Source organism: Holospora curviuscula (assembly GCF_002930195.1).
In the GTDB taxonomy this organism is placed as follows: domain Bacteria; phylum Pseudomonadota; class Alphaproteobacteria; order Holosporales; family Holosporaceae; genus Holospora; species Holospora curviuscula.
The window spans coordinates 1-18,087 of record NZ_PHHC01000013.1; the positions used below are offsets into that span (position 1 = coordinate 1).

The 18,087-nt window shown below is 37.3% G+C and carries 10 protein-coding genes, 1 tRNA gene and 1 pseudogene; 5 read left to right on the plus strand and 7 right to left on the minus strand.

All coding sequences use genetic code 11. The features are described from left to right. Together HCUR_RS00255 and HCUR_RS00260 are read right to left on the minus strand one after the other, a co-directional pair. Nucleotides 1–266, minus strand: a pseudogene (locus HCUR_RS00255) (IS481 family transposase); the annotation flags it as partial. 707 nt (nt 267–973) lie between these two features. Then, on the minus strand, nt 974–3,196 hold the full coding sequence (locus HCUR_RS00260) for a hypothetical protein (RefSeq protein WP_104206250.1): 2,223 nt from the start codon (nt 3,194–3,196) through the stop codon (nt 974–976). 174 nt (nt 3,197–3,370) lie between these two features. On the opposite strand from HCUR_RS00260, the gene HCUR_RS00265 reads away from it, so the two are divergent. After that, entirely contained in the window at nt 3,371–4,018 is a 648-nt protein-coding gene (locus HCUR_RS00265; RefSeq protein WP_104206251.1) for a hypothetical protein, read from the plus strand. A 711-nt stretch (nt 4,019–4,729) separates the two neighbouring features. On the opposite strand, the gene tilS is transcribed toward HCUR_RS00265, so the two are convergent. Beyond that, nucleotides 4,730–6,055 (minus strand): tRNA lysidine(34) synthetase TilS, encoded by a 1,326-nt coding sequence (gene tilS, locus HCUR_RS00275; protein ID WP_165780575.1) that lies wholly within the window; start codon nt 6,053–6,055, stop codon nt 4,730–4,732. Next, nucleotides 6,033–6,473: a dUTP diphosphatase gene (gene dut, locus HCUR_RS00280; protein ID WP_104206254.1), complete on the minus strand. Its 441-nt coding sequence runs from the start codon at nt 6,471–6,473 to the stop codon at nt 6,033–6,035. Before dut ends, tilS begins: the two co-directional genes overlap by 23 nt. A gap of 633 nt (nt 6,474–7,106) precedes the next feature. On the opposite strand from dut, the gene HCUR_RS00285 reads away from it, so the two are divergent. Together HCUR_RS00285 and HCUR_RS00290 are read left to right on the plus strand one after the other, a co-directional pair. Next, a complete protein-coding gene (locus HCUR_RS00285; RefSeq protein WP_207760827.1) occupies nt 7,107–7,961 on the plus strand; it encodes a hypothetical protein in 855 nt (284 codons plus the stop codon). Nucleotides 7,962–8,027: 66 nt separating this feature from the next. After that, nucleotides 8,028–8,615 carry a hypothetical protein gene (locus HCUR_RS00290; protein ID WP_104206256.1) on the plus strand — a complete coding sequence of 196 codons (588 nt, stop codon included), beginning with the start codon at nt 8,028–8,030 and terminating at the stop codon, nt 8,613–8,615. 313 nt (nt 8,616–8,928) lie between these two features. On the opposite strand, the gene HCUR_RS00295 is transcribed toward HCUR_RS00290, so the two are convergent. Next, nucleotides 8,929–9,849, minus strand: a complete 921-nt coding sequence (locus tag HCUR_RS00295; protein WP_207760828.1) for an RluA family pseudouridine synthase — start codon at nt 9,847–9,849, stop codon at nt 8,929–8,931. Between the two features lie 151 nt (nt 9,850–10,000). Between HCUR_RS00295 and HCUR_RS00300 the strand changes: the two genes are divergently transcribed. Together HCUR_RS00300 and HCUR_RS00305 are read left to right on the plus strand one after the other, a co-directional pair. After that, nucleotides 10,001–10,073, plus strand: a tRNA-Arg gene (locus HCUR_RS00300). A 248-nt stretch (nt 10,074–10,321) separates the two neighbouring features. Further along, the gene (locus HCUR_RS00305) at nt 10,322–10,978 is read left to right on the plus strand and encodes a hypothetical protein (RefSeq protein ID WP_129591780.1); all 657 of its coding nucleotides are present in this window, start codon (nt 10,322–10,324) and stop codon (nt 10,976–10,978) included. A 2,542-nt stretch (nt 10,979–13,520) separates the two neighbouring features. On the opposite strand, the gene HCUR_RS00310 is transcribed toward HCUR_RS00305, so the two are convergent. Together HCUR_RS00310 and HCUR_RS00315 are read right to left on the minus strand one after the other, a co-directional pair. Then, on the minus strand, nt 13,521–14,474 hold the full coding sequence (locus HCUR_RS00310; protein WP_165780577.1) for an LD-carboxypeptidase: 954 nt from the start codon (nt 14,472–14,474) through the stop codon (nt 13,521–13,523). After that, a complete protein-coding gene (locus HCUR_RS00315; RefSeq protein ID WP_104206260.1) occupies nt 14,471–17,770 on the minus strand; it encodes a S41 family peptidase in 3,300 nt (1,099 codons plus the stop codon). Before HCUR_RS00315 ends, HCUR_RS00310 begins: the two co-directional genes overlap by 4 nt. Nucleotides 17,771–18,087: the final 317 nt, after the last annotated feature.

Consider the following 18,087-nt stretch of genomic DNA (forward strand, 5'->3'; position numbering starts at 1 on the left):
TCAAGAGGCAATGGTGTAAGCGGTCTGAAAGTCACACTCGCCTTTTCTTCTGTCTCTGATAGAACTGTAGATTTTATCTTTTTAGGTCCCATGGGAAGGTCTTTCGTATCTTCTCTTTTTCTCCACTTGAGGATTGTTTTTGGGTTAACATTAAATCTTTTAGCCGCTTTTCCTATACTCTCTTTACTATCACGGATCCCTCTACGGATTGCCTCCGTTGTTCTGGCATTTGCGTGTAATACTTGTCCCATAAGCTTTTTCTCCATGCATTATTATCTTCATAATATATACCATAACTCTCTGGGATCAAACATCTAGGAATATTTCCTCTACCCAGAAAGTCAATACCTCTAGAGAACCTGTAAGCAATTCAATAAGCCCTAAAGTAAAGCCCATTCAAGCGTCTATTGTTCTACACATTTGTTTTACTTTGGACACCCCAATCCTGTTTTCCATAACAACGCTGCCCTTTTATAGAATACCCGTAAGTTCTTAGCATATCATGCGCCAATCCAGGTTTATCAACTTTTGCTTTTTTAATTGATCACGCTTTTGGAACAATACAGATCTTTTTTCTAGATCCGCCTTTGGATGATTTAAGGTTTTTTGATGGCGAACAGCAAGATGTCTCAGGGCTTTGAAAATGCCAACAGCGCTAACCCCACGCTCTGACTGATAAGCATTGATAAAAAATTGATAAAAATATTTGATTTCTTTAGAAGATCTTTACGTTCTCTCGGAGCTCTCTTATCGCTGTGGTAGAAATACTGACAGAATCTATTATTTGAAAAAATAAAGGATATCAACATTCCTACTTGGCTTTACGATTACTTTCTGTTGAATAGAAGAAAGCTCAGCGATATTTTTGAAGCTTTCACGTTTTAGAAAACCTTTTTTATAAAGTTTAAGGGTGAAAGCCAGATACTATGTACTCTATATTTTCAGTGATTTTTATCACGATACACGGAGAGTGTTAGGGTAAGGGTTGAACTTTAAGTTCGGCAGGCATTTGTGTTGCGACATAAGCATTAAATATTTTATCCAAGCTTGTTGCTGCACCAGGCTGAATTAAAGGCTGAATACTGGTGGTTAAGAATTTTACGTCTGGATTGTTTTGGCTCATAGAACCCAATACTTTAGAATTTTCTTCTAAAAGTGCCTTAGTTTTTTGCTCTGTTGCAAGAATTTCATTATATTTCGAAATTAATGCGCTAGAATTCTTATCCGTTTTATATTTTGTTAATGCTGCGGGGAAAGATTCTGGGCTTGCGGGAACACCCTTCATGATCTTAATTAAATTTTGTGCTGCAGTATAATTCGGCATCATTTGACTGACAATAATTCGATCTTTTATAGTATTTGCTTGACTTAATGCGGCAATTACTGAAGAATCTAAAATAGAAAGAGAATTCCTCAGTTCTTTATCTGTTTCCGTAGTAGTGGCAAGAACTGCACTCAATTTAGCTCTATCCCCAGTAAGGACTTTCATGGAGTACGCAATGGATCCAGAGCTCTGGTTCCATAACGGACTAGCATCTTTTTGCGCGTTGATCTCTGCTAAGATTGGTACAAGTAATGCATTAAGTTTTTGAATATTTTCGTTGATTTCTTTTGTAGTGAGAGCAATGGTGGCATTTTTCTGCTCTGCTGCTTTTTTATATGCATCTTCAATCATAGAAGGCATTGCATTTTTGTATTCTTCCTCTGCTTGAATTTTGGGAGTAAGTTGATCTAGACGAACTTTTTCTTCCGCGAGAGATCCTTGAAACTCCGCATTTTTTATAGCTTTTCCTTCCTCTATAGAAGCTACAATTCCATCATAACTTTTTCTGATCTTACTGATGGAAAATTGCAATACATCAAAAGATTCCTTTACAGATCCATCAAAATCTTTCCCTGTTCCTTTTTTTGCAGAGATTGATAATGCTCTTTCGAAAGATTTTTTTTGAGCTGGAAGGGTGGTCAGGCTATTACTTAAATTATTAATTTTTTTATTTAAACTAGGAATAAAGTTTTGATTCACCGACTGTAATTCATCAATACGTTTTTGAAGAGGTTGGAGCTGAAGCAGCCAGTCATCACAAGAATAAAATAGTTTTATTGTATTTGTATCTTCAACAGCATCAGATACAAAGCGTAACGGTACCGTATATTTTTTAGGTGCGTTCAACATTTCATCTAAATTTTGAGGTTCAGTTCCTGGCATTGCTTTTGCAATACGGTTCATTTCATCAAAGGGTGTACGTACTGCATTTTTTGTTAACTGGATTGTGCTTAAGGTACTAAGAGTTTTTTGATAAAGTACGATCATGGAATCTAGTGAAACATTGGTATCACTATTTCTACCATCTCCAACACGAGAATTTTTAAAATATTCAGAAAGCGTATTTACATCTTTTTGCAATTGAAGATAATCATATTTTTTAAGTGCTGGAAGAGATCGTTTAGCGGAATCAATATTGTCTAAATATAAAGAACCCAGACGTTGGATACTATCCAGTTGTTTTTGTAAATTTTGTACATCAACTCTTATTCCGGAATTCATAACAGCTTGGGCTTTTTCCGTCATAGCAGCCACTGCAATGGAAGCTCCACTGATACGAATCGCGCTGATAAATTGAAGATTAGCATCGGTAATAAACCCTAATTCGTTTAGCTCCAGGATGCTATAGGCATCTAAATCTTGCTGAAAAAAATATTCTGGGACTCCGCGAGCATTCAAAATACTTACAGGGATCAAAAGATTTCCTTGAGAGCCCGATTTTATTGCATTAAGTTCAGAAAAATTTTGCTGTCTTTCTCTATCATTTATTCCAAACAACTGGGGATTAGCTTTTAACATATATTCGGGATCTACTTCGGCATCTTGATTTTTACAATACTCTACAATAGCGCGTGCTGAATCGTCTTGTAGCACAATATTTGAGGTGAGGTCTTTATGAAATTGGGACAGATCATAGGTTTGGTTATTGATGATGGTTGAATTAATTCTTCCTGTAACGTCTAGGATTTTACCTGCTCTATTCAAGCACTGAGCTGGAAGTTTAGGAAATGTATCTGGTTCTATTTTTTTATTATTGTTGCCCCCTCCGCCGCCACCAGAAATCCCTAAATCTGGAAGAGTAAAGAGCAGGATTAAAAATAAAATATAAAATTTTTTATTTGAGTATTTTTTTTTATTAATTAATTTTTTCATTATTCTAACTTTTATTGTTTTTCTCAGGCTATAATAAAAATATAAAAAAAAAATTATTTTATAGATAAATAAATCTATTTTTAAATCTTTTATAGAACAAAATACATAATATTAACTTTTTTTATTTTTTTTTTATTATAAAATTGAATGTAGAACTTTCAAACTTATATACATATGAATAAATATATAATCTTTGCTTTAGTTATAATAAGTCCTATGTGTTTTGCTCCTTTGGAAAAAAATTATGCTTGGTTTCTTAATGAATTGGATCCGAAAAAACAAAAAGATATTGAAGAAAAATTTAATCAATGGTTTTCTGAGAATCCCAACACTTTGAATGTACTGGAAGTAAAAAAAATGGATTGGGGATACTCAAAAATAAAACTGTTAATGGATAATTTAGCTAAGGTTGAGCCGCTTTTTTATTCTGCCTGTAACGTCAAAGCGATAGACCCAAAATTTCCAAGACCTGTCAGCGCCTGTACTCAAGCCTTAGCCTATCATTTGTGTGATAAACAAAATCCAGAATCTAAGTCTTCTCCCGCGCACTTTAAAACTTGTTTAGCACTTTTTGATCCTTTTACAGATTATGTTGAGCGTCACGAAGAGGATATCGTAAAGCAATTAGCGAAAGGTAAGAAGTATGATTTCAAAAAAATATTGTACAGTCAAATAAAAAAACATCTCATGTCAAAAATAGGTCTGGGAAAAGATGAAAAAGAAAAAATTAAACAAGCAGAAAAAGAGCTAAAAAAAGTAAAAATAGAAGAAAAACAGAATAACGATAAAAAATCAGGAAACTTTTTTAAAAAGTTTTTTTAAGCTTGGGCTGTGTTTTCTTCTAGACGAAGCCGTAGGTCAAGACCATGCTCTGATCGTAAAGGAAAAAAAGAAAATAGAACAAGAGATCATTGAGTAACCGGGCTGACATAAAAATTTTTTATTTCTTTTTGTGATAGTACTTATTGTAAAAATTTTAAATGCATATGAAAATCAATAAAAACATACTATATTTTTTAGGAACACTCAGTACACTATGTTCTGCTGAAAGAAATTTTGAGTCACTCAGTTCTGGAAAAAAAGAAAAAATTAACTCCTATAGTCTTGATTAGGCGACGAAGCCAAAAAGAAGTATTAACGGGATTTTTGCCCATGCATGCAAAGACTCACAAAAACAACGCCCTGTACGAAAGAAGTATTGGAAAAGATTTTCTTTTATTAATGGTTCTATTAATGATCCCTTAAAAAAATTGTTACAGCACTTTATTGAAGCGTTTGCGAACTATGTCGATAAGAGTATACAAAGCATTAAAGAGAAATTTATTAATAATGCCTCGAGTAATGATCTCAAGAAATTGCTCTTCAAGCGCATGGGAGAGTATTGTGGAGACGAAACAATGATTCCTAATACAAATAAAAGGGGACCGAGAAAAGATTATTGAGGCTCTAAAAAAATCCGTAAATAATCTGGAGAAAACAAAAGAAGGAAAACGTGAAAAAATACGCAACTTTTTTAAAAAGTTTTTTTAAAGTTTACTTTTTTTCTTGTCTTGATGAAAATGTTAGGTCTAATTTATACCCCAAAGGAAGAGAGAAAATAGGACAGGGAACACTAGGGTAATACAATGTACCTTCAGGACAGTCGGGCATAGCAGCCTGAGCCCATCGGAGCACATACTTTGGGATATCCTTCGATGGGGGTATAAGGGATTGATATAAATTTTTTGTTCCTACTCCTGAAGCAGAAACGCGACAAGTAATGGAGGTTGGGAATAAAAAGCGATGATCCCACATCCAGGGTAGCGTAGTCTCAGGCGGACTGTGCGGAATAATTCTGCCCCATTCCCTAAAACAGTACAGAGCATGGGGCGTGTGAATGCCAACACACCCTCCCAATGTAAAAATAATACAAGGCGTCGCCTTTTTTTCTTTCCAAAACAGTATCGTTTTCCAGGTTTCCCGAAGGGGAGCTTGTTTAAGAGGGGTGGCACGAGGCATAATGCTCAACACCCATTGGGATAATATCCGGGCTCCCTGAGACATAGGAAGCATAAAACAAGGAGAAGTCCAGAGAAATGCATATCCTCCCGCAAAGGGCACAACGTGAGTTTGACGATACCAGCGTACACTTTCTGTATGTCGTTGGGCTGAAAGGGCTAGTATATTTTTCCATAACGCTTGGCGTTCTTGAAGAGATTGACTTTTGATAACGCTTCTGGCTTTACAACGAAAAAAGTGTTGAGCTTGATTTGACGGATCTTCCACCCAAGGGTGCTGTAGGTGCTGCAATATACGATACATGGTATATTTTGGCCAAGCCAATAATGGGCGTAAAATATGAATATTCCACTGAATACGGTGGCTTGATATCCCTGCTTTACCCCTCCATTCACTAGAGGCTTGCTGGCGCATCCAAACTGTTTCCAATACATCATCTTGATGATGCGCCAAGGTTAACCAAGAGATCTTCTGAGCGTGGCACGCCAAAAGTAGTGCACGATAGCGTGCTTGTCTCCACTGAGCTTGATTCGTTCCAACGCCCTTACACTGAAGAATGTGGGGACTTAACCCCCAATGCCTTAACCATTGACGCACCTGTAAAGCTTCTTCAGAAGATTTTTTTCGTATACCGTGGTCTACAATAAGGGGAACTAGCTGAACATGCGTGGCGCACACCTGAGTCCATCTTAAATACAGATACGTCAAAGCCAAACTGTCTGGTCCACCAGAAACGCCTAGAGCGATGACGTTGGGAGGCGTGCTAGAAAAATATTCGTCTAAAAGGAGAAAAAAATAACGCTCAAGATTCTCAACAGACTCCTCTCTGAAGAAAGTATCAGTGTAATCCAGTAGAACCAAGACCGCCTTCTCCCCGCTGAGTAGGGGGAAGGGTATTGACCCACTCAAATTCCGCCTGTACCACTGGAGCTAGGACTGCTTGAGCAATCCGCATCCCCCTTTCAATGATAAAAGATGTGGATCCACAATGAATAAGAATAACCTGTATCTCTCCACGAAAATCCTCATCAATAGTTCCCGGTGCATTCAACACAGCAATCCCTTGACGGGCAGCCAAGCCAGATCGAGAACGAATTTGTATCTCCCATCCTTTTGGAATCGCAACCGCAATGCCTGTAGGAATGGTTACGGTAGTACCTGGCTCAAAACTGTATTGAATACGAGAGCGAATATCAAAGGCAGAACTGCCAGAAGTGGCATATCCAACATCCGGAAGTTCTAGGTCTAAACGTTGGATATAAAGCTTTAAAGATGACATTAAATTTATTATATAAATTCTTCCTGTTTATTTTGATATTTTTTTCTGAATAATGCAATGGAAAATCGGGGAAAGAGTCGGTATTTTGTCCAAGAATGGTATAAGTTGAATTACTGTTAAACTTTTCTGAATGATTAATTTATAATTTTATGATAAATCTAGGACTTATCTTTTTAAAAAGGCACAGTTTTTCAAAGTTATAGGCTTTTAGAGCAGTACAAAAAGGCTTTTTTTAAGCCGTGGATGACGATCGTAGAGTAATCTTTGATAGTGCCTTTTTTTGAGCACCTGCTTCGTTTCTTAAATTTGGGTATATATTTTATCAAAGATTTTACCTCACTTAACTTTATTATTATCTCTCAGAAATAGTATGAGACCAGATTGGTTGATATGGCTTTAGGAAAAAATGGATGCGTTTAGCGTCTTTCTGTGTGTATCTCATGGTGTGAAAGTATAAATTAAGTGAAACCTATTGTTTTGTAGAGTATAGAGCGCATTGCCTAAGAACAGTAAGGTTTGCTTCCAAACATAAATTACTTTTTTCACTGTCAAAACCTGGGGAGCGCTCTATATGTTGACTTTTGTAAATTATGTGCTTATCGTGATTTTTGTGTGTATCAGAAGGGCGTACCATTGAAAAAACTAATTTTTATGCTACCTATAGTGTTTGAAACATGTACTAACGGAGCGTATATTGTACTCCAAAATAATAATCCAGTAGATGTCTCGTCTAAAGAGGTGGAGTACATTTATAAAGAAATTTTATGTAAATTTGATACTTCTGTCTTGTCCTGGTATTTTCAAGATTTGACCCCTCAGCAGCAAGCCGTTTATCCCTCTAACGAAGGTGATGCGCATCAGGGAGGCGTGTTTCAACAACAAGAAAATCTTACTTTTCCTGTGCAGGAAATTTTAAATCAAAAAATTAAAGAACGTTTTCCTAACAAAAATTATCGTGTAGAATATATGCCCAATACATTATTTGAGCTGGCAAGTATTATAGGATTTGCAAAAAATATTTTACATTCCAAAATTAAGGATTTAAAAAAATCTCTTGAAACCATAACAAAACGTCAAATCTTTAAAGAAATTCCCAAGATTTTTGAACAGGCTGAAACAGATGCTTCAAACGACCCTTTGCTCTATAAGGCGCGTGTTAGAGAACTCTTTCACGATTTTAACATAAGCTTTTTTCCGGTTTACCAAAGTACTTTACAAACCATTGCGGAGTACAACTTGCTTAATGGCCCTGATAAGGTGAATTATACTACTCTATACACAGCTTGGGGAGAGATTTTTAAGACCTTAAACCAAAAAAATGATGTTGTGCTCTTTAATCGACAGATTGAGCATACATTTCCTGCTTTTTCTTTTGAGCAATTAGAGCGTATCTTGAAGATAGAACGGGAGGCAGAACGAGTAGGAAGATCTCTGATTTATAGGGCAACAACCCATTCTTTTCCCTTTATCGATTCCTCTACGTATTAGTTTGATTTTAATGGAAAATACAATGCTGATTCAAAACGTCACTACTGTGTTTCTTATGGAAAAACTTTGCTTCAGAGCAGTCTTGGAGAAGCATTTTACGATCGCACAGCCTCACAGTGGGATATTTTTAATAGAGAAGGCTCTTATCAAATTCTTTATGCACTTTGGTTTAATCCAAAGCACGCCGAAAAAGAAGAGCGATACTTTTTTAATCCACCTCTTTCTGTGACAGCAAGCATTTTTCTTTCTGGTGAAATGCATCCTCGATCTAAAGTTTACGGTCCTTTAAACCGTCGTCTTTGTCATCTTTCTATGAATGAAGGTATTGGTATTGCTTTCATGATGTTTAGAACAAAAGGTTTATTTTGTGTAGATTCGTCCGAAATAACTGCACAACGCTATCATTGCGAAGTCGATAAAATGATAAAAGCCCGCTTTACAGGTCTATGGGCTAACTGGCTTTACCCTATAGAGAAAAAAAATCAATTTATTTTTGAAGATCCCTTAACGAGAATTGTAGGGAAAAAGCGACGATGTTTACGGAGAAACGTGCAGTGTGTAGAGCCAACGATCTCCCAAATAGATAATTTTTTTCTCGCTCTCAAGAAAACGCATCAACAATATCTAGAGAAGTGCTACGCTGAACAATTGTGAAGGTAGAAAGAATGGAATCACTGTGTTAAAAAGAAGCGTGGAAAGGCGGAGTAAAAGTGGATTCAAAAATCCAATTCCCATACAGAAAGTGTTTTTTCTTAAAGTAGCCTGGGATGCATGAAGAAAAAACTTTTTTACACTACGACGCACACCGCGTCCTGTCTTTTTGTGATCTTGTTTTGAGCATAGGGCAGGGGAGAAAGGCTCTAAGAGGCGTTATGGCGTACTATATAAACCCCTTAAATGGGCTATCTAGGGTTCTCCGACGGATTAACGGAGAATAAAAATACGAAATATTTCAAAATAGCTTTATTTATATTTTTTCTATCAGATCAGAAATTCCAGTAAAAAAATCTTCAGGTGCATCACAGTCCAATAGTATAGGTTCGTCTTCATAAAAAAACGCAATACTACAACAATGTAATTTTAGAGGAATAGACGGGAGAGAAGAAGTGTTTCCATACACTGTATCTCCAATAATAGGGTGACCAATGTGGCTTAAGTGTACACGCAATTGATGTTTTCTTCCTGTGTGAAGCACTAGCTCTAACCAAGAATATAAAAAAGGCTCAGTGTAAACGTTGCGTCGATGATATTCTGTATGAGAAACTAAAGCTTTAGGTGTTTTAGGATGACAGACACTGACGTTAAAAGATTGAGTAATCAAAGGAACCTGAATATGTCCTCGAATTTTTTCAACTTTTCCATGCACTAACACCCAATAACGTTTTTGAATGCTGCGTTCTTGCATCATTTTTCCTAAAACGGATGCAGCGTGGGGTGTTTTTGCCACAATTAAAGCACCACTGACGGCTTTATCGAGACGATGCACAAGGTACACAGGATGACCTGCCCATCTTGACATAAGATCATCAATACTTAAGTTTTGATGCGTGCCTTTTTGGCATGCCATTCCGGAAGGTTTACGTATAATCCAAAAATCTTTATGCGTGTAGGCAATCCAGCGAGAAACTGTCTCCTGCCAATACGCACACAACGTTCCACTGGAAGTCTCTAGGGTACTCATTTTTGTCAGCCATCCGGGATATACTTGAACTTCGTCTTGAGAAGAAAGTCGATAATTTGAGGAAATTTTTTTATGATTAACCCGCACATTTCCCGTGCGTAATGCTTTTTGAATGGCGGAATAGGGAATTTGAGGCCAATGATGATGCACCCATTTGTCAATTCTTTGATCTATCCGAGCTACTGAAAAGCAGTGATGCTGTTTCATATTTTTTATAAACACTCTAATGTCTTCAAATCCTACCATATTCTGGATAAAATTCAACCATAGAAATTCATTAAGTATTGTTGAGGTTAAAATTATTTGTTGCTCAACTCTAGATTGTTTTAGGAAATTTAGGGTATACTAATGGGGTACCGCGTCTTTAGCTCAGTGGATAGAGCGTCGGACTTCTAATCCGTAGGTCCCAGGTTCAAGTCCTGGAAGGCGCGCTTTAATAAAGGGACTTAAAAAAACACTTGAAACTCTATTAAAGAGAAATTGACACTTTATTTATTTGTGGTAACATAAAGGGAGTAGACTTGTAGTTTAGATCATATACGTGAAGCACTCCTCGCGTTACAAAATGAAACATTCTGCTCATTCTGAGAAAGTGTCATGGAAGCTATACATAGTATTGATAGGGTGTAGTTTCGTTTGTGGTGGGCTAAGCGTTTTAGCTTACCGAATTTTTTATAGCATGTCAAAAAGTTCTATTCCTATAGTAAAAGATTATGGACTTCCCGTGAGGACTTATGTGGCGCCTCAGGAAGAGAAGAACGTGCAAAAAATTTACGACTTAGATCAAGAAGAAGCGCCTATTGTAGAAAAAATTCTGCCCTACAATGATCTTCCAGAAACCTCCGTGTCTGCACCGCCTTTGGAAAAAAATTCATCTTCTCCCTCGTTATCTTCTGAGAGACTTAAGGATAAGGAAGGGGTAAAGTCTTCTGAGGATAAGCAAAAAGATCCTGTCCCCCCTGCGTTACCTGCTTCTAAAGAAGAATTAATTCAAAAGCCCGGTACTCAAAAGTCTAGTGTGTCCAGGCCATTTTCTGATGACTTGTCGGATCATCTTGGGAAAAAAAACGCCCCAGGTGTTACTTTATTTCCTTCTAAAAAAGCACCGAATTCTTTGGGGAGGCGCCCGCAGATTGGACCAATATTTTCTGATTTGAATCGTGCAAAGGAATTCTTAGTACGACTGAAAGCACAAGCAGAAGGATATGAATTTACAATTCAATCTCGTGCTGAAAAGGGAAAAATGATGTATCGTATTGTTACTAAAAAAGTTTTGGATTCTAAAGAGGTGAAAAAACTTTCAGAACTTATTCCGACTTTTATACCTTCTGGGTAAGGTTCTTTTTATAGGTTAAGCACTTTCCTGAATACTTAGCTTATGTTTTTTTGAGATTTTATTTTATCTCAATCATGAATAGGAGTTCTGTGAAAAGTGTAGATTATAGATAATTTACATGCCCCTATGTTTGTTTCATCCGTAAATAGTGTTTACTTTTGGTGCAGAATAATCTATTTACCCATAAAATATGGAAGCTGTACACATCACAGACAGGAAATTTTTAGTTATTCTTATTTTCACGAAATATCGTGGTTCGTGCAGAAACGTAGTCAATTTTGGAACAGTCAACACATCTAAAGTCCGGGGTACTTTTTTTCATGACGTCTGCATAGTTTTATTGGGCATAATTTCTTAAGTTAATGCAAGAGAGGGCTTTTGATTTTTAGTCACTACAGGATGCTTCCTGTGGAGTGTAGATGCGGTGCATAGCTTCAGATTGGGTTGAGAAAATTTTTCTTGTATCTAATAAGATCTTTCCGTTGGGTTGTTCTGGAAATAAGACGCTGGTCCATGTGAAAATTTACCTAAACTCGCTTTAACGCTGATCGTTTTACGTTCATTGCATGGACTAATGTTTATACCTGAGAACACAAAAAGCTACCGGATAATACAGAATGGGATTTGGTTTGAAATGGTGAATAGGCGTCATAGAAAGTGTAGGGGGGTATTTTAAAGAATTCTTCATGTATTTCTACTGATTCAAAGTGTACTGTCAAAAAAAGAATGTTTATTGTTTCTGATAAAATTTTTTGAGTTTGCTCAAATAGTCAGATAGTTGTGCCGCGGTTGTGCCTGTGGAATAAATATAAAAACGTAAGTGGGATCGCTGCTTCTAAAAAAAATTAGGATTCAGAGCGACCCAAGTTTTAAACAAGACGCAATCACAATGAATCTTTCGTCATTAAAGGATGATTTTAAATGAAAAACCCTTTCTAGACTTTCTTCTTACTACAATTTTTTAGAAAAAAATGCACAAGTGAGAAAAAAAGTACTAAACCGTTCTTTAAAAGAATAACGTTTTTTCTACAGATATGAAGTTTTTAACAATATTCGATGTAAAGTCAGTGATGTAATCAACGCAACTAAATTGATAGCTGAACGATTCATGAAAAAAACTTTAAGTACGCAGAACGCTCGCTAAGACGGGGAGAATATTGGGTTAGACAATTATTTTGTACTGTTTCCAATGTATAATCTCATATAATATATTATGCCAAATAATCTATTAATGTACGTTAATAATTAGCACTTGAACTATTCGATTTAAGCTTGGAGACATTCAACAGATGGTGTAAAGACGATAAAGAACTGATACAGAAAGACTTATGAAGGCTAACAAGGTACCTTGTTCACAAAAAGTACATTAATTTCTTTAGAATTTGGGCTCAGAACAGGACGGAAGCGCTATCATAAATCCAACATAAAAAATACCATAAGAAGTTTAAAAAAATTAGAGAAAGAAGTCAGAAAAGTTGCGCTAGAAGTATATTTTTTTTATTGAGTAAACATTCAAAATAGGTTTCCCATGGTTTAAAAAAAGCACAAGAACTAAGATTCTATCTACATTGAGATCCTAAAGCGCAGTATTCGTTAACGGAGATAATGGTCGCTTGATAATTTATGGAAATTTTTCTAGATGAATTCTCAAAAACTTACTTAGGTGGTGTCGACATGCAAAACGAAAAATATTGTAATTGAAGTGTTATAACGTCGATTAGTAAAATGTTATACGATTTAAAAGAAGATCAAAAAAACCGATAAAAAGAAGTTTGTTTGGTGCACTAGAAGATAGAGAGCCTAGAGACGCTGCTCATTTAGGATTTATAAAATCAGTAATGTGGGCGAAAAAAACAGGTGTATCTTGGATAGTGTTACCCAAAGAGTACGGAAAACTTGGGTGACAATACATAAAAGGTTCATGCACTGGACTAAAACGGGGGGGGGGGTAGTAAAAGATATTTGATACCTTAGCGCTAAGCCGATCACGAACAGAGAATGATTTCTCCTACAATTATAAAGGTTTCGCTAGTGCTTTAAAGAAAACATAAAAACCGGTATGCAATAAGTCTAAAAAAGTGGAAAAAGGAATCTTCATGCCATGCTCTCGGTAACCTGATTTAGTTCTTTTTTAGGACAAAGTTTTAAATTTCATAGAAAAATGACTTATATCGGGATTAATGGCTGAGAAAGAATAGGACGTAAAGCTTGATATTTTACATTTTTTTGTTTCTTTTCTTTCTGGAATCGATCTACGGTTAGGAAAAATGTCGACCTCACTTAAACATATAACTTTTGTTATAAATAGCACAGTCTGGAGTAGTGGGCTAGGGGTCTAAAAATTGTCTTGATATAGCTTATGTAATTACATCAGATTATAATTGAAAAATGAAGTTATACTACAGATCAAGATGAATAAAAAAAATTTCAAGCACTTTATTAAATTATCAAATGTTCAGATTCAAAAAAATCCGGAAAGAACAAAAATATAGTGAATCTTTAGATTCTACCTGGATACCACGGAATATTTCTCTTAAAGCCTTCACTTACAAAAAGCATAAGGAATAGACCAATTCCATGTTCCCATGGTACACTTTAATCGGCTTTCAAATCCAAGAGGTATAGGATAATTAAAGGCGCCATGTCCAAAATAAGGCCAATAAAAAACGGGAATGCATGTGTTTTGAGCAAACCGTTCTAAAGCACTACGCCACTGGAAGTTTTTCCCGGAAAAGGTCCCAAAAACAACTGCAACAGCACCCTGTAACACATTTGCTTGTACAAGATGGTATAAGGCGCGATCAATTTGATACCCTTCTACATTTAAATCTTCTATAATAATAATCTTACCTTTTCCTTGAAGTTGCCAAGCGGTTCCGATACTGTGAACTAGTAAGGTTAAATTGCCTCCAATAATTTTTCCTTTAAGAGGATAAGAATTTTTAGCCGCTGTATTAAAAGGTATCAGCCCTTGATAGTGAAGAACACCATTTTTTTTAGTTAAAACTTTATCAAGTAATGTAAAGTTATTTCGGTGCACAAAAGGCTTTACCCAATCTCCTGGCATAACAGCGTGAAGCCCTTTCCAGCCCAGCTTATCAGCCCAAAGATGTAAGCACGTAATGTCGCTGTATCCAATAAATACCTTAGGAATAAAAAGTTTTTTTTGCCTCAGTGCGGCCTGAAGAAGAGGGATAATACGTGCACTTCCATACCCCCCTCGAAGACACCATACCCAAAGAGATGCGGTGCCTAATTCTTTTAAGAGCCGGGCGCCCCTATCTTCATCACTAGCGCTGTGCCAATACACAGGCGGCGTCCAAATCATTTTCTTTAACTGAGGAAAATTTTTCTGTAATACTTGAAAAACTTTAGCTTCTACTGATCCCGCAGGAGCCACGATAGGAACTTCTTGCAAAGACTTAGCTTTTGTAATATTAGAAAAAATACTACTTAAAAAGAATAAAAATCCTTTTAAACGATACAAAGTCTTCACAGAAAATTTTTTGGCATCAAACGATGTTGCCGTTCTTGATCTTGCTCCACTGCCTTTAATGCCTCAAAAATTCCGCGATCTAACTGTGGATCCTTCGCTAGAATTTGGTCTTGGGGTGTAATGTCTACCTCAATATCTGGGTGTACGCCCCGATTTTCCAAACTCCATCCTGCTTCTGGAAACCAAATAGCATATTCTGGCTGAGTTGTATATGCTCCATTAAGCAGTGGATACCGAGGGCATATTCCCACTACGCCACCCCAAGTTCGTTTTCCAATGACTTTTCCTAAATTCCAAGATTTAAACGCATAGGCGAACATGTCTCCGTCAGAACCCGTATACCCATTAATTAATACGACCATAGGTCCTCTTGGAGATAAGCTGGGATATGGTGTTACCCCAGACCAACGACTCTGATCATATCCTAAACGTTTTTGCGTAAGATAGCGAAAAATAATTTCTGAAACGTTACCCCCTCCATTAAATCGTACATCAATGATAAGACCGGGACGATCAAACTCTTGAAGGTAAGATCGCATAAATACATCCATTCCTTCACATCCCATATTGGGGATATGGATATATCCTAATTTTCCTTCAGTTTGTTCATGGACATAGGATGTTTTTTCAGCGATCCACGACTCATACCGCCATTCATGCTCTTGGAAACCTTTCTCCGGGAATACTACCACAGAACGTCGCTCTTCATTTTTAGAGCCTACCTCAATAGGAGTCCCATATCCTGCTCTACCCCACAATACTTGCTCTGGGGGACAAGACTGAGATAATCGCTGCCCACCAATAGACCAAACTAAATCACCGGGCTTAATGGAAAGACCAGGGCGCTGCAATGGAACGGATTGTCCTGAGCGTTGAATTAAAAACTTTTCAATACGATATGCATCTTCTGATTTGACGTAAGAAAACGAAGCACCCAACGTAGCGGAAAGAGAAAAGTTTTTTGATTCTTTTGAGGGAATAACGTAAGCGTGAGAGGTTCCTAACTCTCCATGCATTTCCTCAATGATAGCCCATAAGTCTTCTACTTGAGTAATACGTTCTACCAAAGGTCGATAACGTTCATATACCGTATCCCAGTCTACCCCTCCCAAATCACTTCTCCAAAACAAATCTTTTTGTAGCCGCCAGGCTTCATCAAACATTTGACGCCATTCTTGACGATGACATACACGAAGCGGAATACGTTGCCAATCTAACCATCCCCCCATACGAAAGGAATGATCCTCTCCTTCATCTGGCTTTGTTCCAGCCCGTATCGTGCGTAACCGTCCTTGAGTTAAATAAAGCATCCATTTTTGATCAGAAGAAATACTCCACTCCTGTACCGAATCCAGAATAGAAGTTTCCGTCAAATCAGAAAAACTATATCGCCACAACTTCTGCTCTGGTTTTTGTACACTGTGTAACAAGCCATGCTCTAAACACGTACTATATAAAATACCATCTTCCAAACACACAAGTTGGGTATAGGGCCTAGGAGGAATTGGTAAAGGGTGGATACGCAAGTGAATATCTTCAAAATCAATACAAAGTTCTTGCACTGTGGAGGAAGTAGTACAAGACATTTCATGGTCTACTTTTTCTTGGGTTTTCGTAGTGTCATTCTCTATATATCCTTCTATTGAGACTAGGCTATCTTTATCATGCTTAGAAGTCTCTTGACTCGAAAGCGTTTTTTTCTCTCCCTGAGAATCTGATTCTTCTTTACATAAGGGTTCTTCTAGGGCAGCGTATAATAAACTTGGTGTATCACGCAACAGTGTTACAACAAAAGGTAATAATGGCGCTTCAAACTGACTAGAAAAATGTACCGGATCTAGAGCAGATTCTAAGTGTCGCGCAGAGAAAAAAAATAAATACCGTCCTTTAGGATCAAAAACTGGGGCGACGTTTTCGAACATATCCTCTACGATGACATGACGACGTTGGGCGAGAGTGTCATAAATGATAATTGATGACGTATGTGCTTTATGGGGGAGTCCATAGGCAATGCCTTGACCACAGGGAGACCAGGAAATGCCCAAAATTTCTCCGCGTTTTTGAGTAAAATCTTTGGAAGCAGTTTCGATCCAAGAACCAATTTTTTCTTCTAAATCTACCCAAAACAGTTCATGACGATGATTACTTAAAACTAAGCGACGTTTTTTGGGGTGCGCTTTCATAGTAACGATACGGCCCCAATCGCTCTCTACCCCAGAAAAATCATTCCACGTATAAACGATCTCTGGCCCCCCTACATCTTGAAACAGATGAAGTACATCTCGTTTACCTTCATCGCAAACGGTGATTAACTCTTCATCTGAAAGCCATTGTAAGCACCGATAATGTCCAAGAGGCATACGACCATAAGGCAACTGCCAAACTGGTCCCTTATATAATGTCATTTGAAAGAGGCGACCTCGAGTGATTACAGCCAGATGCTTTGCTTTTGTAGAGAGCGCAGAAGCCCTGTAATAACGCTCTGAATCGTATAACACGTCTCCCTCTTCCAAATTGCTAGGTCGCAGGGGTACGGGAAATTCTTGGATAGTCTCTTCTTTCAAAGATAACACGTGCAGTGCCCCGCCCACAGTGTACATTAAATGATCTTGAGTTCCCGTTAAATGCATGGGATAAAACTCATGGTTTGTTGTATGTTGGCGCATATCTGACCCGTCCCAAAGTACCGAATGAACGTTACCCCAGCCACTCACATCAGATAAAAAAAAGATGCGCTCTTCTATGCACACTGGAGAGATATAGTTGTACTGACTTGTGCTCAGTAAGGGAGTAAAATTTTTGTCTCCTTGAATATCGACCCAGAGTTGTCCCACTGCTCCTCCCTGATATCTTTGCCAGGCTCCATATCGGTATCCTGCCCTTTGGATAACACAGCGACCATGCGTCCCCCAACTAATGGCGTTGGCCTCTCCACACAATATGGGAGTCCACTGCTTAGAATGTGGACACAGTAAAAAAAGCTCTGAAATCTTAAAGGGATGGTTTAATCCGCTTCGAATTACAATGTGATCTTGGTACCATCCCAAAACATAAACAGGAACAGAACTATAGGTTAATTGTTCTGGGCTACACTGATCATGCCATTGCAGAAACACCTGTCCATCACTGCTCCAAGCAATTCCCCGAGGATGGAGCGCTAACGCTCCTAGATCGCTTAAGTTTCCCGTAATCCGGGTCAGTTTTCTTTCCTGAAGTGTCATTGTCCAAACGCTATTTCCCAACACAAAAGCAACTAAGGATTGGCACGCGCTAGGGTATCGTATATAGACAGACATATAAATAAAATTTCTAGAAAAAAGTAATTAATCATAACAAAATAAGGACCGAATATCAAGATCCTATGAACGATAATACCATTCAGTAAGAGTGTGTGATGTCATACGAAGGGAAAAGGTTTGGGAAAGTATTGTTTTGATAGAAGACTCATGATCCTTCTCCGTCATGCCACATAATTCACTATAAAAAAATCAGTACATTTCTTGATGTAACAGTTTAGCTTAAATGGGATTAGAGTTATTATAATTATCAAAAAATGAAAAAGATAAAACAGAAATAGAAATAAAAAAATATAATACATAAACTTATGTAACAA